The sequence below is a fragment of the Pseudomonas sp. S3E12 genome (assembly GCF_001702295.1).
Classification (GTDB): domain Bacteria; phylum Pseudomonadota; class Gammaproteobacteria; order Pseudomonadales; family Pseudomonadaceae; genus Aquipseudomonas; species Aquipseudomonas marginalis.
This window is the reverse complement of sequence record NZ_MBDT01000005.1, coordinates 477,528-501,472: the sequence shown is the minus strand read 5'-3', so window position 1 is coordinate 501,472 and position 23,945 is coordinate 477,528. Positions and strand designations below refer to the sequence as shown.

Below are 23,945 nucleotides of genomic sequence, written 5' to 3'. Positions count from 1 at the left end.
CTGATTTGAACCCGTGTGCCAAGCCGTCTTCCCTCGCTTAAGGCGCGGGGTTGATTTGACGCCAACTGGCCGCCGAATTCAAGGGACCTCGACTACACTGTCACGGCAGGCCTGCGCCCCGCTCAGCCACGGAACCAAGGAAGGAATGGTTATGCCGTCGAACCGTTTGCAGATAAGGCGCGCACTATGAACCCGAACCCTGAGCGGGCCAACCGGCGCATCCTGATCGTCGATGATGTCACGTCCATCCACCTGGACTTTCGCAAGATCCTGTGCGCCGACGCCGACGCCGAGCCCTCCCTGGATACCCTTGAGCAGACCCTGTTCGGCACCACCACCGTCGCTCGCCAGGCGTTTATCCTCGATTCCGCCTACCAGGGCCAGGAGGCCTTGGATCTGGTGAACCGGGCCCTGGCAACCAACACCCCCTACGCCATGGCGTTCATCGACATGCGCATGCCGCCCGGCTGGGACGGCCTGCAAACCATCGAGCAGTTGTGGAACGTCGATCCCAACCTGCAGATCGCCCTGTGCACCGCCTATTCCGACTATTCCTTTGAAGCGATCGAAGCGCGATTGAAGTACAACGACCAGTTGCTGATCCTGAAGAAGCCCTTCGACCACCTGGAAATCCGCCAGATGGCCAGCGCCCTGACCTGGAAATGGCAGCTCGCCCAGGATGCCGCCCTCAAGGTGATCGGGCTCGAACGCACGATTGAGGAACGCGTGCAGGAGTTGCTGAAAGTCTCGCACCTGCTGCAATACGACGCACTCACGGAGCTGCCCAACAGCACGCTGCTGGGCGACCGCCTGACCCAGGCCATTGCCCTGGGCCGGCGCCATGACACGCAACTGGCGGTGATGTTTATCGGCCTCGACCGCTTCAAGCGCATCAACAACGCCCTGGGTTATCCGGTGGGGGATGAGGTGCTCCAGCAGGTCAGCCAAAGCCTGGTGGCGGCCGTGCGTGAGTCGGACTCGGTGTTTCGCTATGGTTCGGACGAGTTCGTGATCCTGCTCAATGATGTCCAGCATCCCCAGCAAACCCAGCACATCGCCCAGAAGGTGCTCCAGGCCATCAGCGTTACCCGGCATGTCGCGGGGCACGACCTGAGCGTCACCGCCAGCCTCGGCATCAGCATCTACCCGAACGACAGCAGCACTGCGGTGGAACTGATCAAGCACGCCGAAACCGCCATGCACACCACCAAGGAGCGTGGCCCGGACGACCTGAGTTTCTACACCGAAGACATGAACCTGCGCGCCCGGCACCAGCAGAACCTGGAAAGCGCGATCCGCCAGGCCCTGGAGCACGATGAGTTTGCGCTGCACTACCAGCCCAAGCTGGACCTGAAAACCGGGCGGATCCTCGGCGCAGAGGCGCTGATCCGCTGGTTTCAACCGCGCTCGGGCTGGGTCCACCCGGCCGACTTCATTCCGGTGGCCGAAGACAGCGGGCTGATCGTGCCCTTGACCCAGTGGGTGCTGCGCCACGCCTGCGAACAGGCACAGGCCTGGCGCGCCATGGGCCTGGCGCCGCTGCGCATCTCGGTGAACATCTCGGCCATCGACTTCCGCCAGCGGGAGTTTGTCGACAACCTGGCCGCCATCCTCAAGCAGACCGGCCTGCCGCCCAACCAGCTGGAGCTGGAAATCACCGAAAGCGTGCTGATGCAGAATGTCGACGATACGGTCGATATCCTCAACCGGATCAAGGCCATGGGCGTGCGCCTGGCCCTGGATGATTTCGGCACCGGCTACTCCAGCCTCAGCTACCTGCGACGCTTTCCCATCGATGTGCTGAAGATCGACCAATCATTCGTGCGCGGGCTGCACGAAAATAGCCAGGACGCGCAGCTGATCAGCGCTATCATCGGGATGGGCAAGAGTCTGGAGCTGAACATCATCGCCGAAGGGGTGGAGACCGTCGAACAGCTGGACTTCCTGAGAGCCCAGCACTGTGAAGAAGGCCAGGGCTTTCTGTTCAGCAAGGCCGTGCCTGCGAAGGATTTCGCCCAGTTGCTGCAGGTGGGCAGCCCCACACTGATGCCCGACCAATAGCCCTATGCCTGCAAGGAGTGCTCGCTTGAGCGACGTTTCAACCTACCGTTTCGGTTCCATCCTCGCGTTGGGGCTGTGCCTGGGGACGACCGTGACGGCCGCGCCGCTGGACGAAGCGCTCAAGCCCCTGCCGCCGGCGCCGCACCTGGATGCGGCCAAGGTCGAGCTGGGCCGCCAGCTGTTCAATGAGCCGCGCCTGTCAGTGAACAACACGCTGTCTTGCGCCAGTTGCCATCACCTCGAAGCCGGGGGCGCCGACACCAGGCCCTTCTCCCTGGGTTTCGACGGCAAGCCCGTGGAGATCAATACGCCGTCGGTATTCAATGCCAGCCTGAACTTCAAACAGTTCTGGAATGGCCGCGTGGACACCCTGGAAGCGCAGGTCGAGCAAGTGGTCATCAGCCCGGTGGAAATGGGCAGCGACTGGAACACCGTGGTACAGAACCTGACCGCGCTGCCCGCCTACCAGGCAGCGTTCAAACAGGCCTACCCCGATGGCGTCACCGCCGCCAATGTGCAAAACGCCCTGGCCACCTATGAACGCACGCTGCTGACGCCCAACTCACGGTTTGACCAGTACCTGCTGGGCAACACGGACATCCTCACGATCCAGGAAAAGTACGGCTACCAGCGCTTCAAGGATTACGGTTGCATCGCCTGTCACCAGGGCATCAACATCGGCGGCAACATGTTCCAGAAATTCGGCGTGATGGGCGACTACTTCAAGGTGCGCGGCAACCCTGTCGACTCGGACCTGGGGCGCTACCTGCTGACCAAGGATGAGGAAGACCGGCACGTGTTCAAGGTCCCCAGCCTGCGTAACGTCGCGGTCACGGCCCCGTATTTTCACGATGCCTCGGCCAAGACCCTGGAAGAAGCCGTCGACGTGATGTTCAAGTTCCAACTGGGGCGCAACCCTTCGCAGGAGGATAAAGACCTGATCATCCAGTTTCTCAAGACCCTGACCGGCGAATGGAAAGGCAAGCCTTTATGAGCAGACCGTCATGACCCTTTCTCGCCGCCGCACCAGCCAGTTGGCCTTGGGGTTGATCACCCTGTTGCTGGCCTCGACGCTGATCTTTCTGTACATCAAGTCGTCCAGCGACCAGGCGTCTTCCTACACCCACTCCCGGGACCTGATCCGACAACTGCAGCAACTCAACGCCCAGTGGGACAGCGAAGTCCTCAAGGCCAGGATCGCCATCACCCACAACTACGACCCCCTGGTGACGCCCCTGACGGAAATGACCCGGTTGTGGGCCGAGCTGGAAGCACGCGGCTCGTACCACAGCCCGCAAGACCTGCCCGCCTGGCAAGCCAGCCAGCAGGCTTATCAAGCGGCCATCCAGGAAAAGGCCCGGCGCGTCGACCAGTTCAAGTCCCATAACGCGGTATTGCGCAACTCCCTGGCTTTCCTGCCGACCGCCGAAGACGATATCCAGGCGCAGTTCAACCAGGTAAACGACGATACAAAAGCGCAACTGCAAAGCGTGGCCACCGACACCTACGACCTGCTGCTCAGCAGCCTTGAATTCGCCCAGGTCACCAGCGACGAGCGCGCCGCCGACATTCTCGTCGGCCTGGGCAAGCTGGCCGTCAACCAGGAACTGCTGCCCAGCGAATTCCGCGGCCCGGTGGAGATCCTGAGCAATCACATCGAACTGATCCTGCGTGAACAGCCGGTGGTGAACACGTTGCTCGACCAGATCGCCGCCATTCCGGTAGCCGAACGCCTGGATGACCTGACCACCCACCTCAACCTGGACCAACAGGCCCTGGACCGGGTCGAGCAGCAATACCACCGTTACCTGCTGGTGTTCTCCACGCTGCTGGTGGCCCTGTTGCTGTACCTGACGATTCGCCTGCTGCGCAGTTTCGCCGAGATCAACCGTGTCAACCGCGCCTTGCAGGCGGTGAACGAAACCCTTGAACAGCGCGTGGAACGGCGCACCCGACAGCTCAAGGATGCCCAGAGCGAGCTGATGGACAGTGCACGCCAGGCCGGCATGGCGGAGATCGCCACCAACGTGCTGCACAACGTCGGCAACGTGCTTAACAGCGTGAACATTTCCGCCGACCTGGTCACCCGCAAACTGCGCAGCAGCAAGGCAATGGGCCTGGGCAAGGCCATGCAGTTGATCAACGAACGCCAGGGCGACCTGGGCACTTTTATCACCGAGGATGAGAAGGGCAAGCTGCTGCCCGGCTACTTGAACCAGTTGGTGGACGCCATTGCCGTCGAGCAACAAGGCCTGATCGAGGAACTGGGGCAATTGAGCAAAAGCGTGGACCACATCAAGGACATCGTCTCCACCCAACAATCCTATGCGGGCGCGCCCTCGCTCAAGGAGCCGGTGCAGATCAGCACCTTGATGGAAGACGCCCTGCGCATGAACGCGGGGGCCCTGAGCCGGCACAATGTCACAGTGGTCAAGCACTACGGGCAGGTGCCGGAAGTCCTCGCGGACAAACACCGCTTGCTGCTGATCATGGTCAACCTGATCAGCAACGCCAAGTACGCCATGTCCAACCTCACTGACCGGCCACGGCAGATGACCCTCACGGTCCAGTCGCTGGAGGACAACACGTTGCAGATCAGCGTGAAGGACGAGGGCGAAGGCATACCGGCCGAGAACATGACGCGGATATTTACCCACGGTTTTACCACCCGCAAGGAAGGCCACGGTTTCGGGCTGCACAGCTGCGCGCTGGCCGCCGTCGAAATGGACGGCCACCTCAGCGCCCACAGCGACGGGCCGGGCCTGGGCGCGCTATTCACCCTGACGATCCCCCTCATTCCTGCCGGAAGCCTCATATGAACCAGCCTCCCAACCGGCGCATCCTGTTGATTGATGACACGCCGTCGATTCATGAGGATTTCCGCAAGATCCTGATGCCGCCCACTGAATCCAATCAGGAGCTGGATGACATGGAGTCGGCACTGTTCGGCGAAACCAGCAAACCCACGGCCCCCCCTTTCGACCTGCACTCGGCCTACGGCGGCGAAGAAGGCCTGCAGCTGCTCATCACCGCCATGGCGCACCAGCAGCCCTATGCCCTGGCGTTTGTCGACATGCGCATGCCCCAGGGCTGGGACGGCGCGAAGACCATAGAAGAACTCTGGAAAGTCGCCCCCGACCTGCAAGTGGTGGTGTGCACCGCGTACTCGGACTATTCCTGGGAGGACCTGCTCGACCGCCTGCAAGGCCATGATCGCTTGCTGATCCTGAAAAAACCGTTCGATAACATCGAAGTCCAGCAGATGGCCAACACCCTGGCCAATAAATGGGACATGGCCCGTCGCGCCGCCCTGCAAACCACCCAGCTGGAACGGCTGGTGGAACAACGCACCCACGCGCTGCAGCTGGAAATCGAAGAACGCAAGCACCTGGAAAGCCAACTGGTGCAGTCGGAAAAACTCGCCTCCCTGGGGCAACTCGCTGCGGGTGTGGCCCATGAGATCAATAACCCGGTAGGCTTCATCTCGTCCAACCTCAGCACCCTCGACGGCTACTTCGCCCAGTTGCAACAGATGCTGGAGGCTTACCGGCAGGCCGAAGAAAGCCTCGCCACCGGTGAACAGCACGAGCCGCTCAAGGCCTTGCGCACCCGTCTGGAACTGGAGTTTCTACAGGAAGACATTCCGGTGTTGATCCGCGAGTCCAAGGAGGGCATCGGCCGCGTGGTGCAGATCGTCAAGGACCTGAAAAACTTCTCGCGGGTGGACAACGACCAGACCTGGCAATTCGCAAACCTGCAACAGGGCATCGATTCGACGCTGAACATCGTTGCCAGCGAACTCAAGTACAAGGCCGATGTGGTCAAGCACTATGCACCGCTGCCAGAGATCGAATGCCTGGCCTCGCAGCTCAATCAGGTGGTGATGAACCTGGTGATCAATGCCGCTCAGGCCATGGGGCCGGAGCGCGGCATCATCACCATCAGCAACGGTGTGGAAGGCGAGCACGTGTGGCTGGAAGTGGCGGACAACGGCTGCGGGATTGCCCCCGAGGCGGTGCAGAAAATCTTCGACCCGTTTTTCACCACCAAGCCGGTGGGGGAAGGCACTGGGTTAGGACTGTCACTCTCCTACGGCATCGTCAAGAAACACCATGGCGATATCTTTGTCAGCAGCGAACTGGGCAAGGGCACGAAGTTTCGCGTGGTATTGCCGATTCGGCAGACGGCGGCGTAGGGCACGCCGTCCGCGCGTTAAGGACATCGCTCGGACGCGGGAGGTCAAATCCCGGTCGGCGTTGTTTTCAGCGTTCCTGCAAGCCCAGCAGCGGCAGTGAACGTGCCCCCCAGCGCCTGGGTCAGCCCCAACGTCGACTTGACCGACTTGGGTGTGGATTCGTTATGGGCGACCGCTTGTCCGTATCCGTTTAGAACCGACACCCAATCGCCCTTCGCCGCCCCCGCAATCGCTGTGGCCAAACCCGTCTTCAGGGTTTTATCAAGGCCGCTTTTCAGCCCGTCCATCATCCCGTCTACACTGCCATCTGACTTTTCCAGCCCATGAAGCATGTTGCTCAAGCCGGGAATAAACCAGGTGTGCCGAGCGATGTCGCCACTTGCCTTTTGGACCCAGCTGCGGTCGGCGGCTACGGGCGCTTGCGCCGATAATGACGGTGCCATTTGCTGATAGAGCCTGGACTTGACCAAAGGGTTGCCATTGGCCATGAAGGGGGCAGATTCGCGGGGTGTCGACGTAAAGAACCGCGCGCTGTCTGGCGCAGGATGAGGCGTGGTAGAAGGCATCTGCGACGACGAGGCAAGGCCTGTCAGCAGATCCACTGCGGCCAGGGCAGTATGGATATTGCTAATCATGGTCGGCTCACTTTGGGAAAGGTTGGGGAACTCCCGTTTAAGTGGCCAGGGGCGACCTATGAGTTCCGCACGCCAAGGCCTCTGAAATGGGCACCTGCATGGCCAAAACTTGGTCACGATTTCGCAGCGGACGCAGCATGAACGATCGACCTTTTCAAAACCTGCTCAGATCATTGATCTGCCTGCCCTCGCAACCTGTTATTTCTGACAGTAGACAGACCCTTTTCCCGACTCGACACTCCACACAAGCAACACTATTGCATGCCGGTGGCGTGCTGAACGTGAGGCCTGGGCTCTCATCGTCGAAGGAAATGACACCATGTCTACGCGCCGCGAGTTCCTCACATACGCGTCACTGGGCGCCTTGCTCATGCCACTGGGCAGGGACGCCCCGGCGGCCGATACAGCCGACCCGTCCAGTACTTTTTCCTTCGAAGGCTTGATCGAACAGGCACAAGCCGACGCCTTGAAACCCTACACCTACCCCAGCACTGCATCGGCCGCGCTGCTAGCGCGGCTCGACTACGCCGCCCACGGCCAAATCCGCTTCAAACCCGAGCACGCCCTGTTCGCCAAAGGCCCGGGCAAGTTCCCTATCACATTCTTTCACTTGGGGTCGTTTTTTCGCACGCCCGTCAGGCTGTATGTGCTGGACAACGGCATCGCCCGCGAGATCGTCTACGACCCGGCGCACTTTGATATGCCGGGCGACAGCCCGGCCCATGCCCTGCCCCGTAACAGTGGATTTGCCGGCTTTCGTATCCAGGAAAGCCGCCTGGGCGACCAGGCCAGGCTGGCGTGGCAACAAAACGACTGGGTGGCCTTTCTTGGCGCGTCGTACTTCCGGGCCATCGGCGAGTTGTACCAGTACGGCTTGTCGGCACGGGCGATTGCCCTGGATGTGGCACAAGCCGGCAAGGCCGAAGAATTCCCCGACTTCACCCACATCTGGTTCGAGCCGCCAAAGAACCAGCACACAAACGCCATGACCCTCTACGCGCGGCTCGACGGCCCCAGTATCTGCGGCGCCTACCGTTTCGTGATCCACCGTACACAGGGCGTGGTCATGGACATCGACTGCACGTTTTTCCTGCGCAAGAACGTCAGCCGGCTGGGCATTGCGCCGCTGACCTCGATGTTCTGGTTCAGTGAGACCGCCAAGCGCACCGCCGCCGACTGGCGCCCTGAGGTCCACGACAGTGACGGCCTGGCGCTGTGGACCGGCAACGGAGAACGTATCTGGCGGCCCTTGAACAACCCGCCACGCACCCTGGTTTCGGCGTTCAGCGATCGTCAACCGAAGGGCTTCGGCCTGCTACAGCGCGACCGTAATTTCGACCACTACCTCGATGGGGTGAATTACCAACGGCGCCCCAGCCTGTGGGTCGAACCGTTGGGCGATTGGGGCGAAGGCAGCGTGCAACTGATGGAAAACGGTACCGACGACGAGATCCACGACAACATCGTCGCGATGTGGGTACCCTCGGCCCCGGCGGAAGCGGGCAACCGTTATGCGCTGCGTTATCGCCTGCACTGGCTGGCCCAGGAACCCTACGTTTCGCCACTGGCGGTGTGCGTGGCCACACGCCTGGGCAAAGGCGGCTCACCGGGCGAGCCGCGCCCGCTGGGGGTACGTAAATTCGTGGTGGAATTCCAGGGCGCCCCCTTGGAAAAACTCGCACCGGGGGTCAAGCCCGAGGCCGTGATCAGTTGCTCCAGGGGCGAGCTCAGCCGGGTCTTTACCGAAGCGGTGCCGGACGGCGTCGCCGGCCATTGGCGAGCACAGTTCGACTTGAGCGTCGACGGCAAGGACCCGGTGGAATTGCGCCTGTTCCTGCGCCTGGACGGCCAGCCGCTGTCAGAAACCTGGCTGTATCAGTACCATCCCTTCCACTCCGAATCGACGGCAATCGGTACCCCTTCAACGGCTGCCCCAGGCAATAGTCCATGAGGCTCGGCGGTCAATGGGCGCTGCTCTGCCTGGCGCTCAATGTCAGCGGCAACGCTCTCCACGCCGGCGAGCAGGACCGCGTAGAGGCTTTGTTGCAGCAGATGACGCTGGAAGAAAAAGTCGCTCAACTCAGCCAGCTCGGCGTCCAGGACACACCTACCGGCCCGGCCATTGACCCAGGCGAGCTGGCGCAACTGCCCATGAACAGCGTGGGCTCGGTCCTTGGCGCCTACGGCGTCGAACAGACCCGCCGGTTGCAGGAACACGCCGTCACCCGTTCGCGCCTGCCTATACCGTTGTTGTTTGCCTTTGATGTGATCCACGGGTTTCGCACCGTATTTCCCGTGCCGTTGGCAGAAGCTGCGGCCTGGGACGCTGACCTGGCACAACGAACCGCTCGCGTGGCGGCCGTTGAAGCGACGGCCAGCGGCATACACTGGACCTTCGCGCCCATGGTCGACATTGCCCGCGACCCGCGTTGGGGCCGTGTGGTGGAAGGCACTGGCGAAGATCCGTTCCTGGGCGCAGCGCTGGCCAGCGCCAAGGTGCGGGGGTTCCACGGCGCCGGGCCTGCCGACCCGTCATATATGCTGGCGACCGCAAAACACTTCGTGACCTACGGTGCCGCCGAAGGCGGGCGCGACTACAACGTCGCCGACGTGTCGGAACGCACCTTGCGGGAAGTGTACTTGCCGCCTTTCCAGGCCGCCGTGGCGGCTGGCGTCGATGGGATCATGCCGTCGTTCAACGAACTGGCCGGAACGCCCCTGCACAGCAACACCGCACTGTTGACCGGTGTGCTGCGCAATCAGTGGCGGTTCAGTGGCCTCATTGTCAGTGACTTCAACGCCCTCTGGGAGCTGAGCCAGCACGGCATCGCCGGCAGCCCGGCCGACCGGGCACGGCTGGCGTTCAGCGCGGGGGTGGACATCGACATGGTCAGCCAGACGTACCGCCAATACCTGCCCACCCTGGTGCGCACTGGCCAGGTTTCCCTGACCGCCGTGGATAATGCGGTGCGCCGTGTACTCCAGGCCAAGCAGCGCCTGGGACTGCTTGACGATCCCTACCGCTACAGCGACGAGGCGCGGCAACGGGCCAATGTCCTGACTCCGCAACACCGGGCACTGGCACGCGAGGCCGCGCAGAAGTCCATCGTATTGTTGAAAAACACCGACGCCCTGCTGCCGCTGTCCAAGCACCTGCGCAACGTGCTGGTGGTCGGCAGCCTGGCCACGGATGCCGAGGCCACGCTCGGTCCCTGGGCCTTGGCGGCTCATCCGGAAGACTCGATCACGGTCTTGCAGGGCATACGCCGCGCCGTCGCGCCTGGCACCGAGGTGGTTTACCTGCCCGGCGCTTCGCCTATCAGCAACGAGACTCAGAACCTCAACGAGGTCCGGCAGGCCGCCCGCCGTGCCGAGGTAGTGATCGCCGTCCTCGGCGAGCGCGCCGATCAGAGCGGCGAAGCCCGCAGTCGCGCGGACCTGGGCCTGCCGGGTGCCCAGGAGGCGCTGTTGCGTGCCCTGCTGGACAGCGGTAAACCCGTGGTCATCCTGTTGATGAATGGCCGCCCGCTGGTGCTCTCACAGAACGTGCGCCAGGCGCCGGCGCTGCTGGAAACCTGGTTCCTGGGCAGTGAGATGGGCCATGCCGTGGCCGATATCCTGTTCGGTGACGTCAACCCCAGCGGCAAACTGCCGATCACGTTCCCGCGCAACGTGGGGCAGATCCCCCTCTACTACGCGCACAAAAGCACCGGGCGTCCGCCCAGCGGCGATGAAAGGTATACCTCCGGCTACATCGATGAACACTGGACGCCGCTGTATCCCTTCGGCTTCGGCCTGAGCTATACCTCGTTCAGTTACTCCGCACCGCGGCTCAGCACACAGCGGCTGGCGTCCACCCAAGTGCTGGCCGTAACGGTCACCGTCACCAATACCGGGGCGCGCCCAGGCGAAGACATCGTGCAGTTATACCTGCGCGATGACGTCGCCAGCCTGACCCGCCCGGTTCGCCAATTACGCGGTTTCCGCAAAGTGCAGCTGGCGCCCGGCGAGGCTCGGGACTTGACCTTCACCCTTGACCAAGCGGACTTCGCCCTGCTCGACAGCGACTTTTCGCCGGTGGTTGAGGCCGGCACGTTCACCGTCTTCGTCGGGGCAGATTCGACCACCGAAAACCAGGCCCGGTTTGAACTGACCGATAGCCGCGCCTTGTCTATTTCGGGCCAGTCCGTCCCATCACCGGGATCAAACTGAGTACACCTGCAGGTTGTCTGGCGTTTCATTACTGGCGCAGAATGCCGGATCGACCTGAGAGTCCGAACCCAAGGAAACCGTATGAGCCTGTCCTTGCTAAGCCGTTACGCCTTCTTTGCCGTGTGCGTCATTTTCACCCTCGCCAGCCTGCCCTTTATCCAACACGAATGGCTGTGGCCCATCACCCTGGTCACCGGCGTGTTGAGCCTGATCGGTATTTTCGACCTGTTGCAAAGCCCCCATGCGGTGCGCCGCAACTACCCGATCCTGGGCAATATCCGTTACCTGGTAGAAGCCATCCGCCCGGAAATCCGCCAGTACCTGCTGGAGTCCGACAGCGACGCCCTGCCCTTCTCGCGCTCGCAGCGATCCCTGGTGTACTCGCGGGCCAAGAACGAAACCGCCGACAAACCCTTCGGCACCCTGATCGATGTGTACCAGCTGGGTTTCGAATTTATCGGCCACTCCATGCGCCCCGCGCCGCTGAGCGACCCCAGCGCCTTTCGCGTGATGGTCGGCGGCCCGCAATGCACGCAGCCGTATTCGGCGTCGGTGTTCAATATCTCGGCAATGAGCTTTGGCTCGTTGAGCGCCAATGCGATCCGCGCGCTCAACCAGGGCGCCAAGCTCGGCAATTTCGCCCATGACACCGGCGAAGGCAGCATCAGCCCCTATCACCGCGAAAACGGCGGCGACCTGACCTGGGAACTGGGCAGCGGCTACTTTGGCTGCCGTACCAGCGATGGCCGCTTCGACCCGGAGCGCTTCGCCGCGCAGGCGCAGAACCCGCAGGTGCGCATGATCGAAATCAAGATGAGCCAGGGCGCCAAACCCGGCCACGGCGGCATCCTGCCCAAGCATAAGGTGACTCAAGAGATCGCCGAAACCCGCGGCATCCTGATGGGCGAAGACTGCATCTCGCCGTCACGTCACAGCGCGTTCTCCACGCCCATTGAGCTGATGCAATTCATCGCCCAATTGCGTGAACTGTCCGGCGGCAAGCCGGTGGGCTTCAAGTTCTGCCTGGGCCACCCGTGGGAGTTCATGGGCATTGCCAAGGCCATGCTCGAAACCGGCATCCTCCCGGACTTTATCGTCGTCGACGGCAAGGAAGGCGGCACCGGCGCCGCCCCCGTGGAGTTCACCGACCATATCGGCGTGCCGCTGCGCGAAGGCCTGCTGTTCGTGCACAACACCCTGGTGGGCCTGAACCTGCGCGACAAGATCAAGCTCGGTGCCAGCGGCAAGATCGTCAGCGCCTTCGACATTGCCAGCGTGCTAGCCATCGGCGCCGACTGGGCCAACTCGGCGCGCGGCTTCATGTTCGCCATCGGTTGCATCCAGTCCCAAAGCTGCCACACCAATAAGTGCCCGACCGGCGTCGCCACCCAGGACCCGTTGCGCCAACGTGCCCTGGTGGTACCGGACAAGGCCCAGCGCGTGTTCAACTTCCACCGCAACACCCTCAAGGCCCTGGCCGAGATGCTCGCGGCGGCAGGCCTGGATCACCCGTCGCAGCTGTCGGCCAAGCATCTGGTACGACGCATGTCGGCCACCGAGATCAAGCTGTTCTCGCAGTTGCATGTGTTCCTCAAGCCTGGCGAGTTGCTCACCGGCGAAGTGAATGGCGAGTTCTATTCGCGCATGTGGCAGATGGCGCGGGCGGACAGTTTTGAACCCCATGAGGTGGTAGCTGCATAACCTGTAAACACCCTTCCCCGCTGAACGGACCACCGACGGCATCGTAGAAACAAGGAGATTCACATGCCGTTACTGGACTTCGCTGCAATCGCCGGGCAACTGCCTGACAGCTGGAAATCGATACGCCTGGGCCAGGTCGGCCCGGCGCGGATCAAGGTGTTGCGCATGGATGAGCAGGCTTACGAAGAAGAAGTGCACGACTACAACGAAGGGCTACTGGTGATAAGCGGCCATTTGCGCCTGAGCATCGCTGATGAAGAGATCCACGTAGAGACCGGCCAGATGTACCTCGTGGAAGCGGGCACCACTCATGCCGTACTTCCAGATAGCCAGGGCACCCTGGTGATCATTGATGTCTAGTTGAAGCGGTATGAAACAACCGCAATCACGGGTTAACACGTGGATGTTTTTTCATGACGATATAACCGTCCCCATCCTCAAGATAAATGGAGTAAAACAAATTATCGACGATGGGGTGGGCGTCGCGTTTCAATCGTGCGCCGCCCGAATGTTCGTGGCTGGCCTGTACCACATTCGTGATCCCCACCCTGGCCATTGCCGCGGGTAAAAACAAAAAGCCAGCATTCACCAGATACGGCATGACCGGCATGCCCGAAACAGTTCCGGCAGAGGCCGGCAACCAATAATCCTGAGCACCGCCATCAAAGTAAAAAACCTTTACCGATGCCAGCGTTGCATTAGCGCTTATCGAATAAGCCAAACTGCTCATCACGGCAGTTTCCAACGTCTTCTTCAAACTCAAGACGCGCCCATAACTATAAGAAATGGACAACAGCAAAATTATTGGCAGCAGCACAAACACCGTCAACTTGCGCTGTACAGCGTTTAACCACTGGTAGATCACCAGCAGTAAAAAAATCAGTAAAGGCCCGGCCCCCAGCATCGCCCTTGAATCACTATTTTCATAGAAAAAAACCAGCATGATTCCTGGCACAAACATGATCATCAACGGCACTATCGCCCCAAAAGCCAAACTCACCAGGACTTTACTCACCCACCGTGGCCGTTCACGCAACGCAGAACACCACGCCCAGGCATAACCCATCCCGAACAGAATCGCCATCACCCCGAAAAGCCATGCACTATCGCCCGTGTATAAGGGCCGGATTCTTTCTTCAGCGTTTTTTAAGCGCTGCAATATGACAACTGGCCAATGCTCATCCAAAGCAAGCAGCCGCTGACGCTCCCCGCCCACAAACGGGACGATCGCACACACATAAAAAAGCGAGGCGACGCCCGCCTGGGTGGCCTTTTCAAAGCCCAGCACCATCCATTCACGGGTGACTTTTTTATCGTTGATCGCTCTGTACAGTTCGATGCAGCACAAGCCGAGAAAGCTATTCATAAGTGGCTGATAAATACACAGCGCACCGCCAACCAGCACGCTGCCTCCCCACCACTCGACCCATTTCCTTTCAGACTTCAAGGTGATCGCAAACACGATCATCGCCACGCCGACGGTAATCACCGGGCCGTCGTACTTATAAACCAGATCACTGAGAAACAAGGGACTGAAAAACATCGGCAATACCACCGCCGCCGACAATACAGTCACAGGACAAAAGTAATGAAACGCCAGGCGCGTCAACGCCATTGCCATGACCACACACGCGACCAGCAGGCCCAGTGGAAAAGCGTCTGGAGCGCCATTGGACAGGGATAACAAATGATAAAAACCATCAATTAAAAAACGCCCTTCAGCACGCCATGACGCGTACCCATAGACCGCCCGAAAGCTATCTTCAACGTAAAAATAGTCCGCCAGAATCAATGGATACACATAGACCAAAATAGCCAGCAAAAAGAATATAAAACCTTCCTTCCTGGACCATTCATGCGTACTCACTTTGCGCTACCTCCCTCAAGATCCCTCTTGCTCTCCCGACGCACAACGCCTTTAACCACATAGCGCGGCCGGTGTTTGGTTTCCATATAGATGCGCCCCACATATTCCCCGAGTATCCCGATCCCAATCAGCTGCACCCCGCCCAGGAACAAGATCGCCGTCATCAACGATGGATACCCCGGCACGTCATTGCCAAACATCACCTTGTCCACCACCAGGTACCCGGCGTACACCAACGCGATCAACGAAATACCGCCACCGATGTAACTCCACAATCGCAGCGGCAAAGTGCTGAACGAGGTAATGCCATCCAATGCCAGATTCCAGAGTTTCCAGGCGTTGAACTTGCTCTGGCCTACCGTGCGAGGGGCACGGTCGTATTCGACGATGGCCACGGTGAAGCCGGCCCAGGACAACACGCCTTTCATGAACAACTGCTGTTCGGGCAGGGCCTTGATCACGTCCACCACCTTGCGGTCCATCAGCCGGAAGTCGCCGACGTTCTCTTCGATATGCGTATAGGACATGCGATTGAGCAGACGGTAGAACAACGCCGCACTGCGACGTTTGAAGTAGCCGTCGCTGGAGCGGTCCCGACGTTTGGCCAGCACCACGTCGGCGCCGCTCTGCCATTCGTGGATCAAGCGCGGAATCACGTCGACCGGATCCTGCAAGTCCACATCCATGGGCACCACGGCGTCCCCCGTGGCGTATTCAAGCCCGGCGAACAGCGCGGCCTCCTTGCCGAAGTTGCGCGATAGATTGATCAGCATCACATCGCTGCCGGTCATGGCCAGTACCCGGGCACGCTCGGCCGTACGGTCGGTGCTGCCATCATTGATAAGCACTATTTCGACTCCATGGGCGTGCAAACCAGGCGCCTCACGCACGGCACGGTAGAACGGCTCGATCGCCTGTTCTTCGTTGAACACAGGCACGATCAGCGAAACCCTCATTGCCCACGCTCGCGGAACACCACCCAGCGCGACAACAAAAAACCGCACACCAGACTGACCACGGAAAACACCATCACTGTGACAATCCCCGGCACACCCCAGCGATCCGCCAGCCATCCCACGCCCAGGCTCAAAGCGCCCATGCACGCAACGAACGCCAGGTAGCGGGCCAACGATGCAGACATGGCAAAGGTGCAGGTCGCGTTGACATAAAACGAGAAGGACACCGCCACGCAAAAGGCGAGGAAGTTGCTCACTGCCTGGCTAAAGTCCAGCGCCGTGCTGAACACGTAAAACAGCTGCCAGTGGATCAACGTATTGACGCCCCCAATCAGCGTGTAGCTGGAGAATCCCTTCCACAGTCTGGCCATGCCATCGCCCCGTTTCGCCTGCCTCCAGCAAGCCACGCCCCCCCATTGCTCGTCTACTGTCGGAATTAACAGGTACACAGCGCCGCAAGTTGAGACATTCAGTAATACCCAACCTTTGCAATTGCTTACAAATACCGCCAACCTGCGCCCGCCCGACGTGTGGCGTACGACAACCTGCACGCTCGCCGGTCATTACTAAACCTTTTGTTCAAGAGCCCGCTGCCATGCTGAACGGACGCGACCCACGCATCGATTTTTTTCGGGGCCTGGCGTTGATCTTCATTTTCTGGGATCACGTCCCCCACAATCCTCTCGGCCAGATCACCCTGCGCAATTTTGGTTTCAGCGATGCGGCCGAGGTCTTTGTATTCCTCGCCGGTTACGCCGCAGTGCTGGCCTACGGCAAGATCCTGCAACGCGACGGCTACTGGATTGCCTCGCTGAAAATCCTGCGTCGCGCCTGGGTGTTGTACGTGGTGCATATCTTTTTGCTGGCGATGCTGATGGGCATCGTGTTCTTCGCCAACAGCCATGTGGAAACCCGCGACCTGGTTCAAGAGATGGGCCTGACGCACTTCGTCACTCACCCGCAACAGGCCCTCACCGATGAGCTGCTGCTGCGCTTCAAGCCCAACCTGATGGACCCGCTGCCGCTGTATATCGTGCTGCTGGCGGGGTTGCCGCTGGTATTGCCGCTGCTGCTGCGCCACACCTGGCTGGTGGTGGCTGCGTCGGCGACGGTGTATCTGCTGGCGCCGTGGATGGGCTGGAACCTGCGGGCGATTGCCGACGGCGTGTGGTACTTCAACCCGGTGACCTGGCAGTTCCTGTTTATCCTCGGTGGCGCGGCGGCGCTGCAGGCCAGTCAAGGGCGACCGCCGGAACAGCGCCCGCTCAAGCGCCAGCCGTTGTTCATGGCGGCGGCGGTGTACACCGTGGTGGCGTGTGTGCTGACCCTGTCATGGCGCTGGCCCGAGGTGCATGACGCGTTGATGCCGTCATGGCTCAGCGACCTGATCTATCCCATCAGCAAGACCGACCTGTCGCCGCTGCGCCTGCTGCACTTCCTGGCCCTGGCCTATGTCACCGCCAAGCTGTTGCCGGGTCGCGGCTGGACGCAAACCTGGTGGTCGCAACAAAGCTGCCGCATGGGCCGTTACTCCCTGGAGGTGTTCTGCCTCGGCGTGCTGCTGGCACCGCTGGCGGACATGCTCAACGCCCAGGTCGAGGATGCCTGGCCGATGCAGGTTTTCAGCGCGTTGCTGGGGCTGGCGCTGATGGCCGGGCTGGCGGCGTGGCTGGAGTTCAACAGGCGCCTGGACCTGGCGCTGCGCGGCGAGGCGCCGGCCCTTAAATAGATAGCCCCAGCGCCGGTATGCGCGGTGCTTCCATCTGCCTTCCACTTATCGTGAAAGGTAGAGCGCATGCCGACTCATCAATTACTCAACGGCCTGTCCGGCAATCTGCAATCGAGTACCACCTGGGCCCAGCAACAGGCGCTGGAGCTGATCCAGCGCAATATCCTGCAAGCCCTGGAAGGCCTGGACGCCGAGGAAAAACCCCGCTTCCTGCGCCTGCAACGCAACGCCCTGGCGGCCATGGCGGCGGTTGAAGCCGAAAAGGAACGGGTGGTCCGCAGCTTCAAGGCAGATGGCCTGGCGCAGTTGCGTGACCGGATCGGTGGGCGCGATCCGGAGCAGTATCGCTTCGAAACCACCTACCTGGAAAAGATCGAGCAACCGCTGCCCTGGGACCGGCAGCCGGGCAGTCACGTGCGGGTACCGCGGCGCTCCGACAAGGATCTGCGCTTTATCGAACACATCAAAAGCCTCTCGTTGTGGGAGGCCGCCTGCCTGAATTTCGGCTTCACCACCTCGGTCCGCCAGGACTCCGGCTACAGCCTGGTGGACGCCAGCCGTGTGGTGGGGCCGGGTGGCGATCGCAGCCTCACGGCGCAGGCGTTCATCGCCATTGCCCGCGAGCTGGACCTGGGCCACCAGTTGCAGGTGAAGATCAAGGCCAGCCTCGATGAAAACGGCACGCTGCGCCGCTTGATGGGCGAGGCGGCGCTGGCACTGCTGCAGTTCGATGTGCTTGACGCCTGGCGCAACCGCGCCCGCAACGGCCTGACCCGCGAGATGTATGACAGCCTCACCGCATCGATCGATGGCAGCGGGTCGCAACTGCCGGTCGACAGCCTGAGCCTGACCTCGGGCGTCACCCCCGTCATCGCCGTGCCTTTCGTCGCCTGGGAGAGTGCCATTCCCGTACCGCTGCTGCTGATCAGGGTCGCCAGCCTCGGGGTGCTGTCCTATTTTCCGTTCCGCCCCGGCGGCGCGCTGCGTTACCACAGCGATGCGCGCGCGGCAGAGGTGGATTTTCGCCAGCAGTTGCTGGACAGCCACCAGCAAGGCGACCTGGGCTGGTTTTCCCGGCAATTGCCCCTGGTGGGGTTATCGGTGTTCCAGTCGTTGGTGACCCGGCAACCCCGCCCCGAGGGCATGAGCTGGCTGGCCGAGCGGCTTTACGATGGCTTTCACGCGGCCTTCCCGGAGCGCACCCTCAACGACATCCGCTTCTCCACCGACCCGCACGCCGGCCCCGCCGTAACCCTGGTGCAAGCCCTGACTTACCGGCAGATCCAACGCTGCCAGGCCGACCTCGACACCCTGGCCAACAGCCGTTCCGAAGCCGACTGGCAGGCGGTCCAGGACGCCACCGCCGCCGTTGCCGCCGAAGTCTTGCAAGTGCTGCTCACGCCCTTGCCCGGCGGGGTCACGGGGATGAACCGGGTGATGCAGCTGGCCGTGTTGGGCAGCATGACCTACAGCGTCAGCGTGGGCCTGAATGAAGCGGTCAAGGGCGATGCCAGCAGCTTCGCCTCGACCCTCAGCGATGTCGCCGACCTGGCCATCAGCGGCCGCTTGATCAGCGTCGCCGGCAGCGCCCATCGCCAGCGCATGCTCGGGCACCTGCAGCGGCTGGGCAATCCGCGCAAAGTCACGCGTCCCGACGGGGTGGAAGAGCTGTGGAAACCCGACGCACGTCCCTACGCCCATCGCCAGCAGTACCTGCTCGAGGGTAAACGCGCCGACGCCCTCTGCGTATTCACCGTGCAAGGCCAGCAATACGTCAAGCTGCACCATGACAGCCAGACCCTGGTGGCCGAGGTCGCCCACGACCAGGCCACCCAGCGCTACGTTCTCAAGAACGGCAGCAGCCCCTACAAGCCACCGATTGTCTTCAACCCGGCGCTGCAAGCCTGGACCTTCGACCTGCACAACACCCAGGCCCTGTCGGATGCCCAGTTGCTGCAACAGATGCTGCCCGATGGCTCATCGCTGATCGCGCGGGCCGACCTGGAGCGGATGCTGCGCAGCACGGCCACCTCCCGCGCCACCCTGGAGCACGTGTGGCAAGGCGAGCCGGCACCGTTGAACCTGATCGAAGGCGTGCGCCGCCTGCAAGCCGACCAGGTGATCGAGCACATCATCAACCGCTTTCATGAAGCCGGCTATCTGCCCCCCTATGGCGACAGCGTGGTGTTATGCCTGCTGACCCAACTGCCCGATTGGCCCGCCGCAACCTTGCTGAGCATCAGCGATCCGCAACGCAGCGTGATCGAAACCTTCGGCAAGACCGAGCCGACGATGCCGGGCCCGACGACGATCACCCTCGTGCGCGGCGCCGACAACCGCTACCAGGCCGAAGGCGACGGCGGCCTGCCGCCTTATCGGGCCGACCCGTTGTTGAGTCTGGTCATCAGCCTGCAACCGAGTACCTCGCTGCTGGGTCTCACGGACCAACTCGACGCCACGCTCGAACAGCGGATCCTGGCAGTACGGCGCGACGTCGCCGCCCTGGCGCGGCGCGAACGCCTGGCCCTGTTCGCGGCCCTGGTGAACTACGCCGGCTATGAAAAACATGAGCTATTGCCGCCCGCCAATGTGCGGCGTTTCCTGCCGGTCAAGGCGTCGATGCCCTTGGTGGCGGTTACGCCGTTGCTGAAAAAACTGCGCGACCTCAACAGCCCGCTGTCACCGGCCTTGCTGGAGCGTCTGTTGGCGCAGCATCCCCTCACCCCACGCCAGCAGCAGGCCTATCTGCGTGAAGGCGGGCTGCCCACGGCCTTTGCCGAACTGTTGGACAACCACCGCACCGCCCTGCGCATCGACGCTGCGATCGATGCGCTGTACCACCCGCGCCAGTTCAACAACGATGCCGATCAATGGGCGCGGGAATTCGCCTCGGCGTTGATACGCCGAAGCCTCAAGCGCGACTTCCTCATCACCGAAGTGGTCGCGGGACGCATCGCCAAACCCTATCGCTCCAGCGGCCCCGAGGACCTCACCGTGGAGCTGCGTCACTACGGCGAGGGTGTCTATGAAGCCTATGACATGCGCAATGCCGGCACGATTGCGGTGACGCCGGCGGTGGACAGTTTCTACCTGGCCATCGGTTCGGTGCTGCAACCCCACGAGCGGCAACAATTGGGCATGCACAGTGCCACCGACGCCAGGGGCCTGCGCATCACCCTGGGCGACTACATGAGCAACCAGCGCGGCCCGGAAGGCTTTGTCAGACTGGCCGACGGTTCACTGGCCCAGTACGAGCACACCCTGGCACTGCCGCCCAGCCTGCGGCCGGATTCCGAGGGTATTTTCCCTCTGGCCGGCGACCACTATCTGCCGCTGTTCGGTTCCTGGTACCGGATCGTCTATGACAAACGGCTGTTCAAGTGGCGGCTCAAACACCCGCAGAAGATCGGTGTCGACACCCCGACCCTGGAGCACAACGGCGAGGGCGCATGGCGCCTGTCCAGCGAGAACCCCATGGGCTGGGACGACCACAGCCTGCTCTATCGCCTCGGGGGCGACCATTACACATTCCCCCAGGACACCGCCCGCAGCATTCTCGCCCTGACCGACACCCCGCCCCACGTGCTGCGCCAGATACACCGCAGCGGTCGGGCGTCGCCACCGTTGTTGGCCGATACCTGCAAGCGGCTGCGCATCGACCAGGAAATCGACCGCTTCATCGAATCGATGTATGAGCTGCCCAGCGCCCCCGATCCGCGCCCGGACCTGCAACTGCTGGTGGTCTCCAGCCTGCCCGGCTGGCCCGACAGCCATGTGCTGGAAATTGTCGGCCAGGACGCCCCCATCAGATACCCTGCCCGCCATCGGCCCGACGCCAAAGTGGTGAGCGCCACCGACCAGGACCTCGAGTCGGCCGGGCTGCTGGAGAAATTCATCGCTGACGACGACCTGACCCTGGCACTGCTCGGCACGCTGCCGCAGACCCAGGAACAGCGGCTGTTCCAGCTGATCACCCGGATCGTTGACTACACCGACCGCGAGCGCTCGCAAATCCTCGAGTCCTTGTACATGCGCAGCGAGTCGGCGGGCAGCGAGCCGGAGCGCCGCTTCAAGACCAAGCACCCGGACCTGTCCACCAGCACGGTCAAGGCGATTCTCGGCCAGGCCTCCAAGCGCGAGCTCAAACAGCTGCATGAGCATGACCGCGTGAGCCTGCGCCTGGCCGAACAGGCGCGCCTGAGCGGCCACGAGTTACGCTTGAACCGGGCGTTCGAAGGCCTGTATGTGGATGCCTGCGCCAACGCCGACAGCGACCGCATCACCCTCTACCTGCTGCACAACCTGCCCGCCTGGCCGAAGACCCTGCGCATCGATGTGCGTGAACGGGACAATCAGGGGCGCCTGCTGGAAACCGCCGGCCATCGGCAGGGCTCCTCGCGCCGAACCGTGGCCAGGACCAACCGCGGTTACCAGGCCTATACCCCGCAGGGCGAACCGCTGGGCGAGCCCTCGAACCGATTGCTGCGGGTGATTCTCAGCAGCTTGTCCGCCGACGAGCGGGCTTTGCTCGAAGTGGACAGCGAAAGCGGCATCACCCAACTGCGCACCCAACTGGCCGAACTGGCCTTCGCGCGCCGTGTGGAAATCAAGGGCCTGCTGGATATTCCCCATCTGCAACCCTGGATGCAACCGGCCATGGGGGTGGATCGTTCGTTCCTGGTGTATCCGTTCTGGCAACGTATCTGGCCGTTTCGCGGCCCACGGCCGCCGGATCTGGTGGCCAAGGTCCAGGAGCTTTACCCGCATTTCAACAATGACGATGCACGGCGGATGCTCCAGTCCCTGAACATGACCGACCCGGAAAAACTCATCGAGCTGGAACGCCGCCAGGCCGAGTACCAGGCCATGGATGTGGAGCTGTCACGCTGGAGCGAAACCCTGCTGCCGGCCGACGACGAACTCAATGACCCTCTGGGCATGAACCGTGGCCGGCGTCGCCATATCGCCTACCAACTGCGGGGCGCATGGCGGCGCGAAAACGCGACGTTCTACATCGCCGGCCTGTTCAACGTGCCGTCACTGGAGTTGCAGCTGGACGACGAAGGCCTGCCGCCCGGCTCGTTCCTGACCGGCACCAGCGGCTTCAGCCACATCGAGTACCTGCGGATTTCCGGTAATGCCTTCCCGACCACGGGGGCAGAGTTCCTGGGCAAATTCACCCAGCTCAAGGCCCTGCGCATCGACTGTCGCCTTACCGACTTGCCCAGCGCGATCACCGAGATGACCTGGCTCACCCACCTTGACTTGAACGACAACGACCTGCGCTTGACCGAAGAGTCGGTACAGCGCCTGGCCACTATGGTCAACCTGCAGAAACTTGACCTGAACGACAACCCGGACCTGACCCTCACCCCGGATGTCAGCCGGATGCTGCAGCTCAATACCCTGCACCTGGCCAACACCGGTATCACCCAATGGCCCATCGGCGCCAGCGCGCTGCCGGTGCTGACCGAGCTGCACTTGCAGGCCAACGGGATCAGCACCATTCCCGACGAAGTCTTCAGCAACCCCTGGCTGCAAATGGCCAATCGCAACACCCTGCTGCACGAAAACCCGCTGTCCGCCGAGACCCTGGCAAGCATCGACGCCTACCGTATCGCCACGGGTATCCGCCTGGGCGGTCAACTGCGCACACCGGCCCATGCCCCCGTGGCGCCGAATGACTTCGATACCTGGCTGACCGGCGTCGCAGCGCAGGACGTGGCGGCCCGCCGACAATTGTGGGAGCAACTGCAGGCCAATGAAACGGCGAGTGCCGATGATGTGTTCCGGGTCCTGCGCGACCTCAAGCGGACCCACGCCTACCGCAGCAACACCTCAAGAACGCGGCTGACCGAGCGGGTCTGGAGCCTGCTGATGGCAATGGGCGAGTCGACGCAACTGCGCAACACGATCTGCCTCAATACCTACGGCTCAGGCAATTGCGGCGACAGCGTGCTGCTGGCCTTTACCAACATGGAACTGCATCACCGTATCCACCAGGCCAAGCTGCAACCCAGGAGCTACCTGGCCGACCGGGCCTTGCTGGAACTGGCCAAGAGTTGTTTCTACCTCAATCAGCTCGACCACTTTGCCGACCAGTTCGTGCTGGCGCGCGAACGGGCCGACCTGGACGCCGACCCCGCCGAGGTGACGATCTACCTGCGCAGTAAACTGGCACGGGAATTCAACTTGCCGTTTTATCCGCTGGAGCTGCTGTACAGCGTGGATGACTATGTGACACCGGCGGTGATCGACGAGGCGCGCCGGACCCTGCGCAGGCTCGGCCAGTCACCGGCGTTGCAGGAGGCGATCCTGGCCACCGAGTTCTGGGTCGAGTACCTGGCCAGCAGCGAGCCGGAGGCGTTTTTCACCGTCAAGGACACCATCACCTACAAAGTCAGTGTGCTGGATCAGGAATTGCCGGACAGGCGTTCGGATGAATACCTGGAGCGTCGCCAGCAACTGGCCGACGAGGAAGCCAACGAACACAACCGCCTGGTGCGGCAGTTGACCGAAGGCACGCAACGCACGTTGCAGCGGGTCTGAGACCGTGCGGGCCGACCTGTCGTAACACAGGCCGGCCCGC

14 protein-coding genes are annotated in these 23,945 nt (G+C 62.0%); 10 read left to right on the top strand and 4 right to left on the bottom strand.

All coding sequences use genetic code 11. The annotated features are described in order from the left end of the window. Positions 1 to 186 precede the first annotated feature (186 nt). The 4 genes from BB029_RS07035 to BB029_RS07020 are packed head-to-tail and all read left to right on the top strand — an operon-like array spanning position 187 to position 6,256. A complete protein-coding gene (locus tag BB029_RS07035) occupies positions 187 to 2,061 on the top strand; it encodes a bifunctional diguanylate cyclase/phosphodiesterase (RefSeq protein WP_065938678.1) in 1,875 nt (624 codons plus the stop codon). A gap of 25 nt (positions 2,062 to 2,086) precedes the next feature. After that, positions 2,087 to 3,055 carry a cytochrome-c peroxidase gene (locus tag BB029_RS07030; RefSeq protein ID WP_065938677.1) on the top strand — a complete coding sequence of 323 codons (969 nt, stop codon included), beginning with the start codon at positions 2,087 to 2,089 and terminating at the stop codon, positions 3,053 to 3,055. 10 nt (positions 3,056 to 3,065) lie between these two features. Continuing rightward, positions 3,066 to 4,880, top strand: a complete 1,815-nt coding sequence (locus tag BB029_RS07025) for a DAHL domain-containing protein (protein WP_065938676.1) — start codon at positions 3,066 to 3,068, stop codon at positions 4,878 to 4,880. Next, positions 4,877 to 6,256, top strand: a complete 1,380-nt coding sequence (locus BB029_RS07020; protein WP_065938675.1) for an ATP-binding protein — start codon at positions 4,877 to 4,879, stop codon at positions 6,254 to 6,256. Before BB029_RS07025 ends, BB029_RS07020 begins: the two co-directional genes overlap by 4 nt. Positions 6,257 to 6,300: 44 nt before the next feature. On the opposite strand, the gene BB029_RS07015 is transcribed toward BB029_RS07020, so the two are convergent. After that, the gene (locus BB029_RS07015) at positions 6,301 to 6,891 is read right to left on the bottom strand and encodes a hypothetical protein (RefSeq protein ID WP_065938674.1); all 591 of its coding nucleotides are present in this window, start codon (positions 6,889 to 6,891) and stop codon (positions 6,301 to 6,303) included. A 370-nt stretch (positions 6,892 to 7,261) separates the two neighbouring features. Between BB029_RS07015 and BB029_RS07010 the strand changes: the two genes are divergently transcribed. The 4 genes from BB029_RS07010 (at position 7,262) to BB029_RS06995 (ending at position 13,164) form a co-directional block, all read left to right on the top strand. After that, a complete protein-coding gene (locus BB029_RS07010; protein WP_256558145.1) occupies positions 7,262 to 8,842 on the top strand; it encodes a glucan biosynthesis protein in 1,581 nt (526 codons plus the stop codon). Beyond that, positions 8,839 to 11,103: a beta-glucosidase BglX gene (gene bglX, locus BB029_RS07005; RefSeq protein ID WP_083236345.1), complete on the top strand. Its 2,265-nt coding sequence runs from the start codon at positions 8,839 to 8,841 to the stop codon at positions 11,101 to 11,103. Before BB029_RS07010 ends, bglX begins: the two co-directional genes overlap by 4 nt. 81 nt (positions 11,104 to 11,184) lie before the next feature. After that, a complete protein-coding gene (locus BB029_RS07000) occupies positions 11,185 to 12,804 on the top strand; it encodes an FMN-binding glutamate synthase family protein (RefSeq protein ID WP_065938672.1) in 1,620 nt (539 codons plus the stop codon). A gap of 63 nt (positions 12,805 to 12,867) precedes the next feature. Continuing rightward, complete coding sequence (locus BB029_RS06995; protein WP_065938671.1) at positions 12,868 to 13,164, top strand: cupin domain-containing protein; 297 nt, start codon at positions 12,868 to 12,870, stop codon at positions 13,162 to 13,164. 25 nt (positions 13,165 to 13,189) lie between these two features. On the opposite strand, the gene BB029_RS06990 is transcribed toward BB029_RS06995, so the two are convergent. Genes BB029_RS06990 through BB029_RS06980 form a run of 3 tightly spaced genes read right to left on the bottom strand, consistent with a single transcriptional unit; the run spans position 13,190 to position 15,998 of the window. After that, positions 13,190 to 14,671 (bottom strand): glucosyltransferase domain-containing protein, encoded by a 1,482-nt coding sequence (locus tag BB029_RS06990; RefSeq protein WP_065938670.1) that lies wholly within the window; start codon positions 14,669 to 14,671, stop codon positions 13,190 to 13,192. Continuing rightward, the gene (locus tag BB029_RS06985) at positions 14,668 to 15,627 is read right to left on the bottom strand and encodes a glycosyltransferase family 2 protein (protein WP_065938669.1); all 960 of its coding nucleotides are present in this window, start codon (positions 15,625 to 15,627) and stop codon (positions 14,668 to 14,670) included. Before BB029_RS06985 ends, BB029_RS06990 begins: the two co-directional genes overlap by 4 nt. Beyond that, positions 15,624 to 15,998, bottom strand: a complete 375-nt coding sequence (locus BB029_RS06980; RefSeq protein WP_065938668.1) for a GtrA family protein — start codon at positions 15,996 to 15,998, stop codon at positions 15,624 to 15,626. Before BB029_RS06980 ends, BB029_RS06985 begins: the two co-directional genes overlap by 4 nt. Positions 15,999 to 16,222: 224 nt before the next feature. On the opposite strand from BB029_RS06980, the gene BB029_RS06975 reads away from it, so the two are divergent. Together BB029_RS06975 and BB029_RS06970 are read left to right on the top strand one after the other, a co-directional pair. Further along, positions 16,223 to 17,356, top strand: coding sequence for an OpgC family protein (locus BB029_RS06975; protein ID WP_065938667.1), 1,134 nt, complete (start codon positions 16,223 to 16,225; stop codon positions 17,354 to 17,356). Between the two features lie 66 nt (positions 17,357 to 17,422). After that, positions 17,423 to 23,905, top strand: a complete 6,483-nt coding sequence (locus tag BB029_RS06970) for an NEL-type E3 ubiquitin ligase domain-containing protein (RefSeq protein ID WP_065938666.1) — start codon at positions 17,423 to 17,425, stop codon at positions 23,903 to 23,905. Positions 23,906 to 23,945: the final 40 nt, after the last annotated feature.

Excerpts from the sequence above, each read along its gene's own strand:
- BB029_RS07035 (WP_065938678.1), top strand. The coding sequence starts at position 187 with ATGAACCCGAACCCTGAGCGGGCCAACCGGCGCATCCTGATCGTCGAT.
- BB029_RS07025 (WP_065938676.1), top strand. The coding sequence starts at position 3,066 with ATGACCCTTTCTCGCCGCCGCACCAGCCAGTTGGCCTTGGGGTTGATC.
- BB029_RS07020 (WP_065938675.1), top strand. The coding sequence starts at position 4,877 with ATGAACCAGCCTCCCAACCGGCGCATCCTGTTGATTGATGACACGCCG.
- BB029_RS07015 (WP_065938674.1), bottom strand. The coding sequence starts at position 6,891 with ATGATTAGCAATATCCATACTGCCCTGGCCGCAGTGGATCTGCTGACA.
- BB029_RS07010 (WP_256558145.1), top strand. The coding sequence starts at position 7,262 with ATGCCACTGGGCAGGGACGCCCCGGCGGCCGATACAGCCGACCCGTCC.
- bglX (WP_083236345.1), top strand. The coding sequence starts at position 8,839 with ATGAGGCTCGGCGGTCAATGGGCGCTGCTCTGCCTGGCGCTCAATGTC.
- BB029_RS07000 (WP_065938672.1), top strand. The coding sequence starts at position 11,185 with ATGAGCCTGTCCTTGCTAAGCCGTTACGCCTTCTTTGCCGTGTGCGTC.
- BB029_RS06995 (WP_065938671.1), top strand. The coding sequence starts at position 12,868 with ATGCCGTTACTGGACTTCGCTGCAATCGCCGGGCAACTGCCTGACAGC.
- BB029_RS06985 (WP_065938669.1), bottom strand. The coding sequence starts at position 15,627 with ATGAGGGTTTCGCTGATCGTGCCTGTGTTCAACGAAGAACAGGCGATC.
- BB029_RS06980 (WP_065938668.1), bottom strand. The coding sequence starts at position 15,998 with ATGGCCAGACTGTGGAAGGGATTCTCCAGCTACACGCTGATTGGGGGC.
- BB029_RS06975 (WP_065938667.1), top strand. The coding sequence starts at position 16,223 with ATGCTGAACGGACGCGACCCACGCATCGATTTTTTTCGGGGCCTGGCG.
- BB029_RS06970 (WP_065938666.1), top strand. The coding sequence starts at position 17,423 with ATGCCGACTCATCAATTACTCAACGGCCTGTCCGGCAATCTGCAATCG.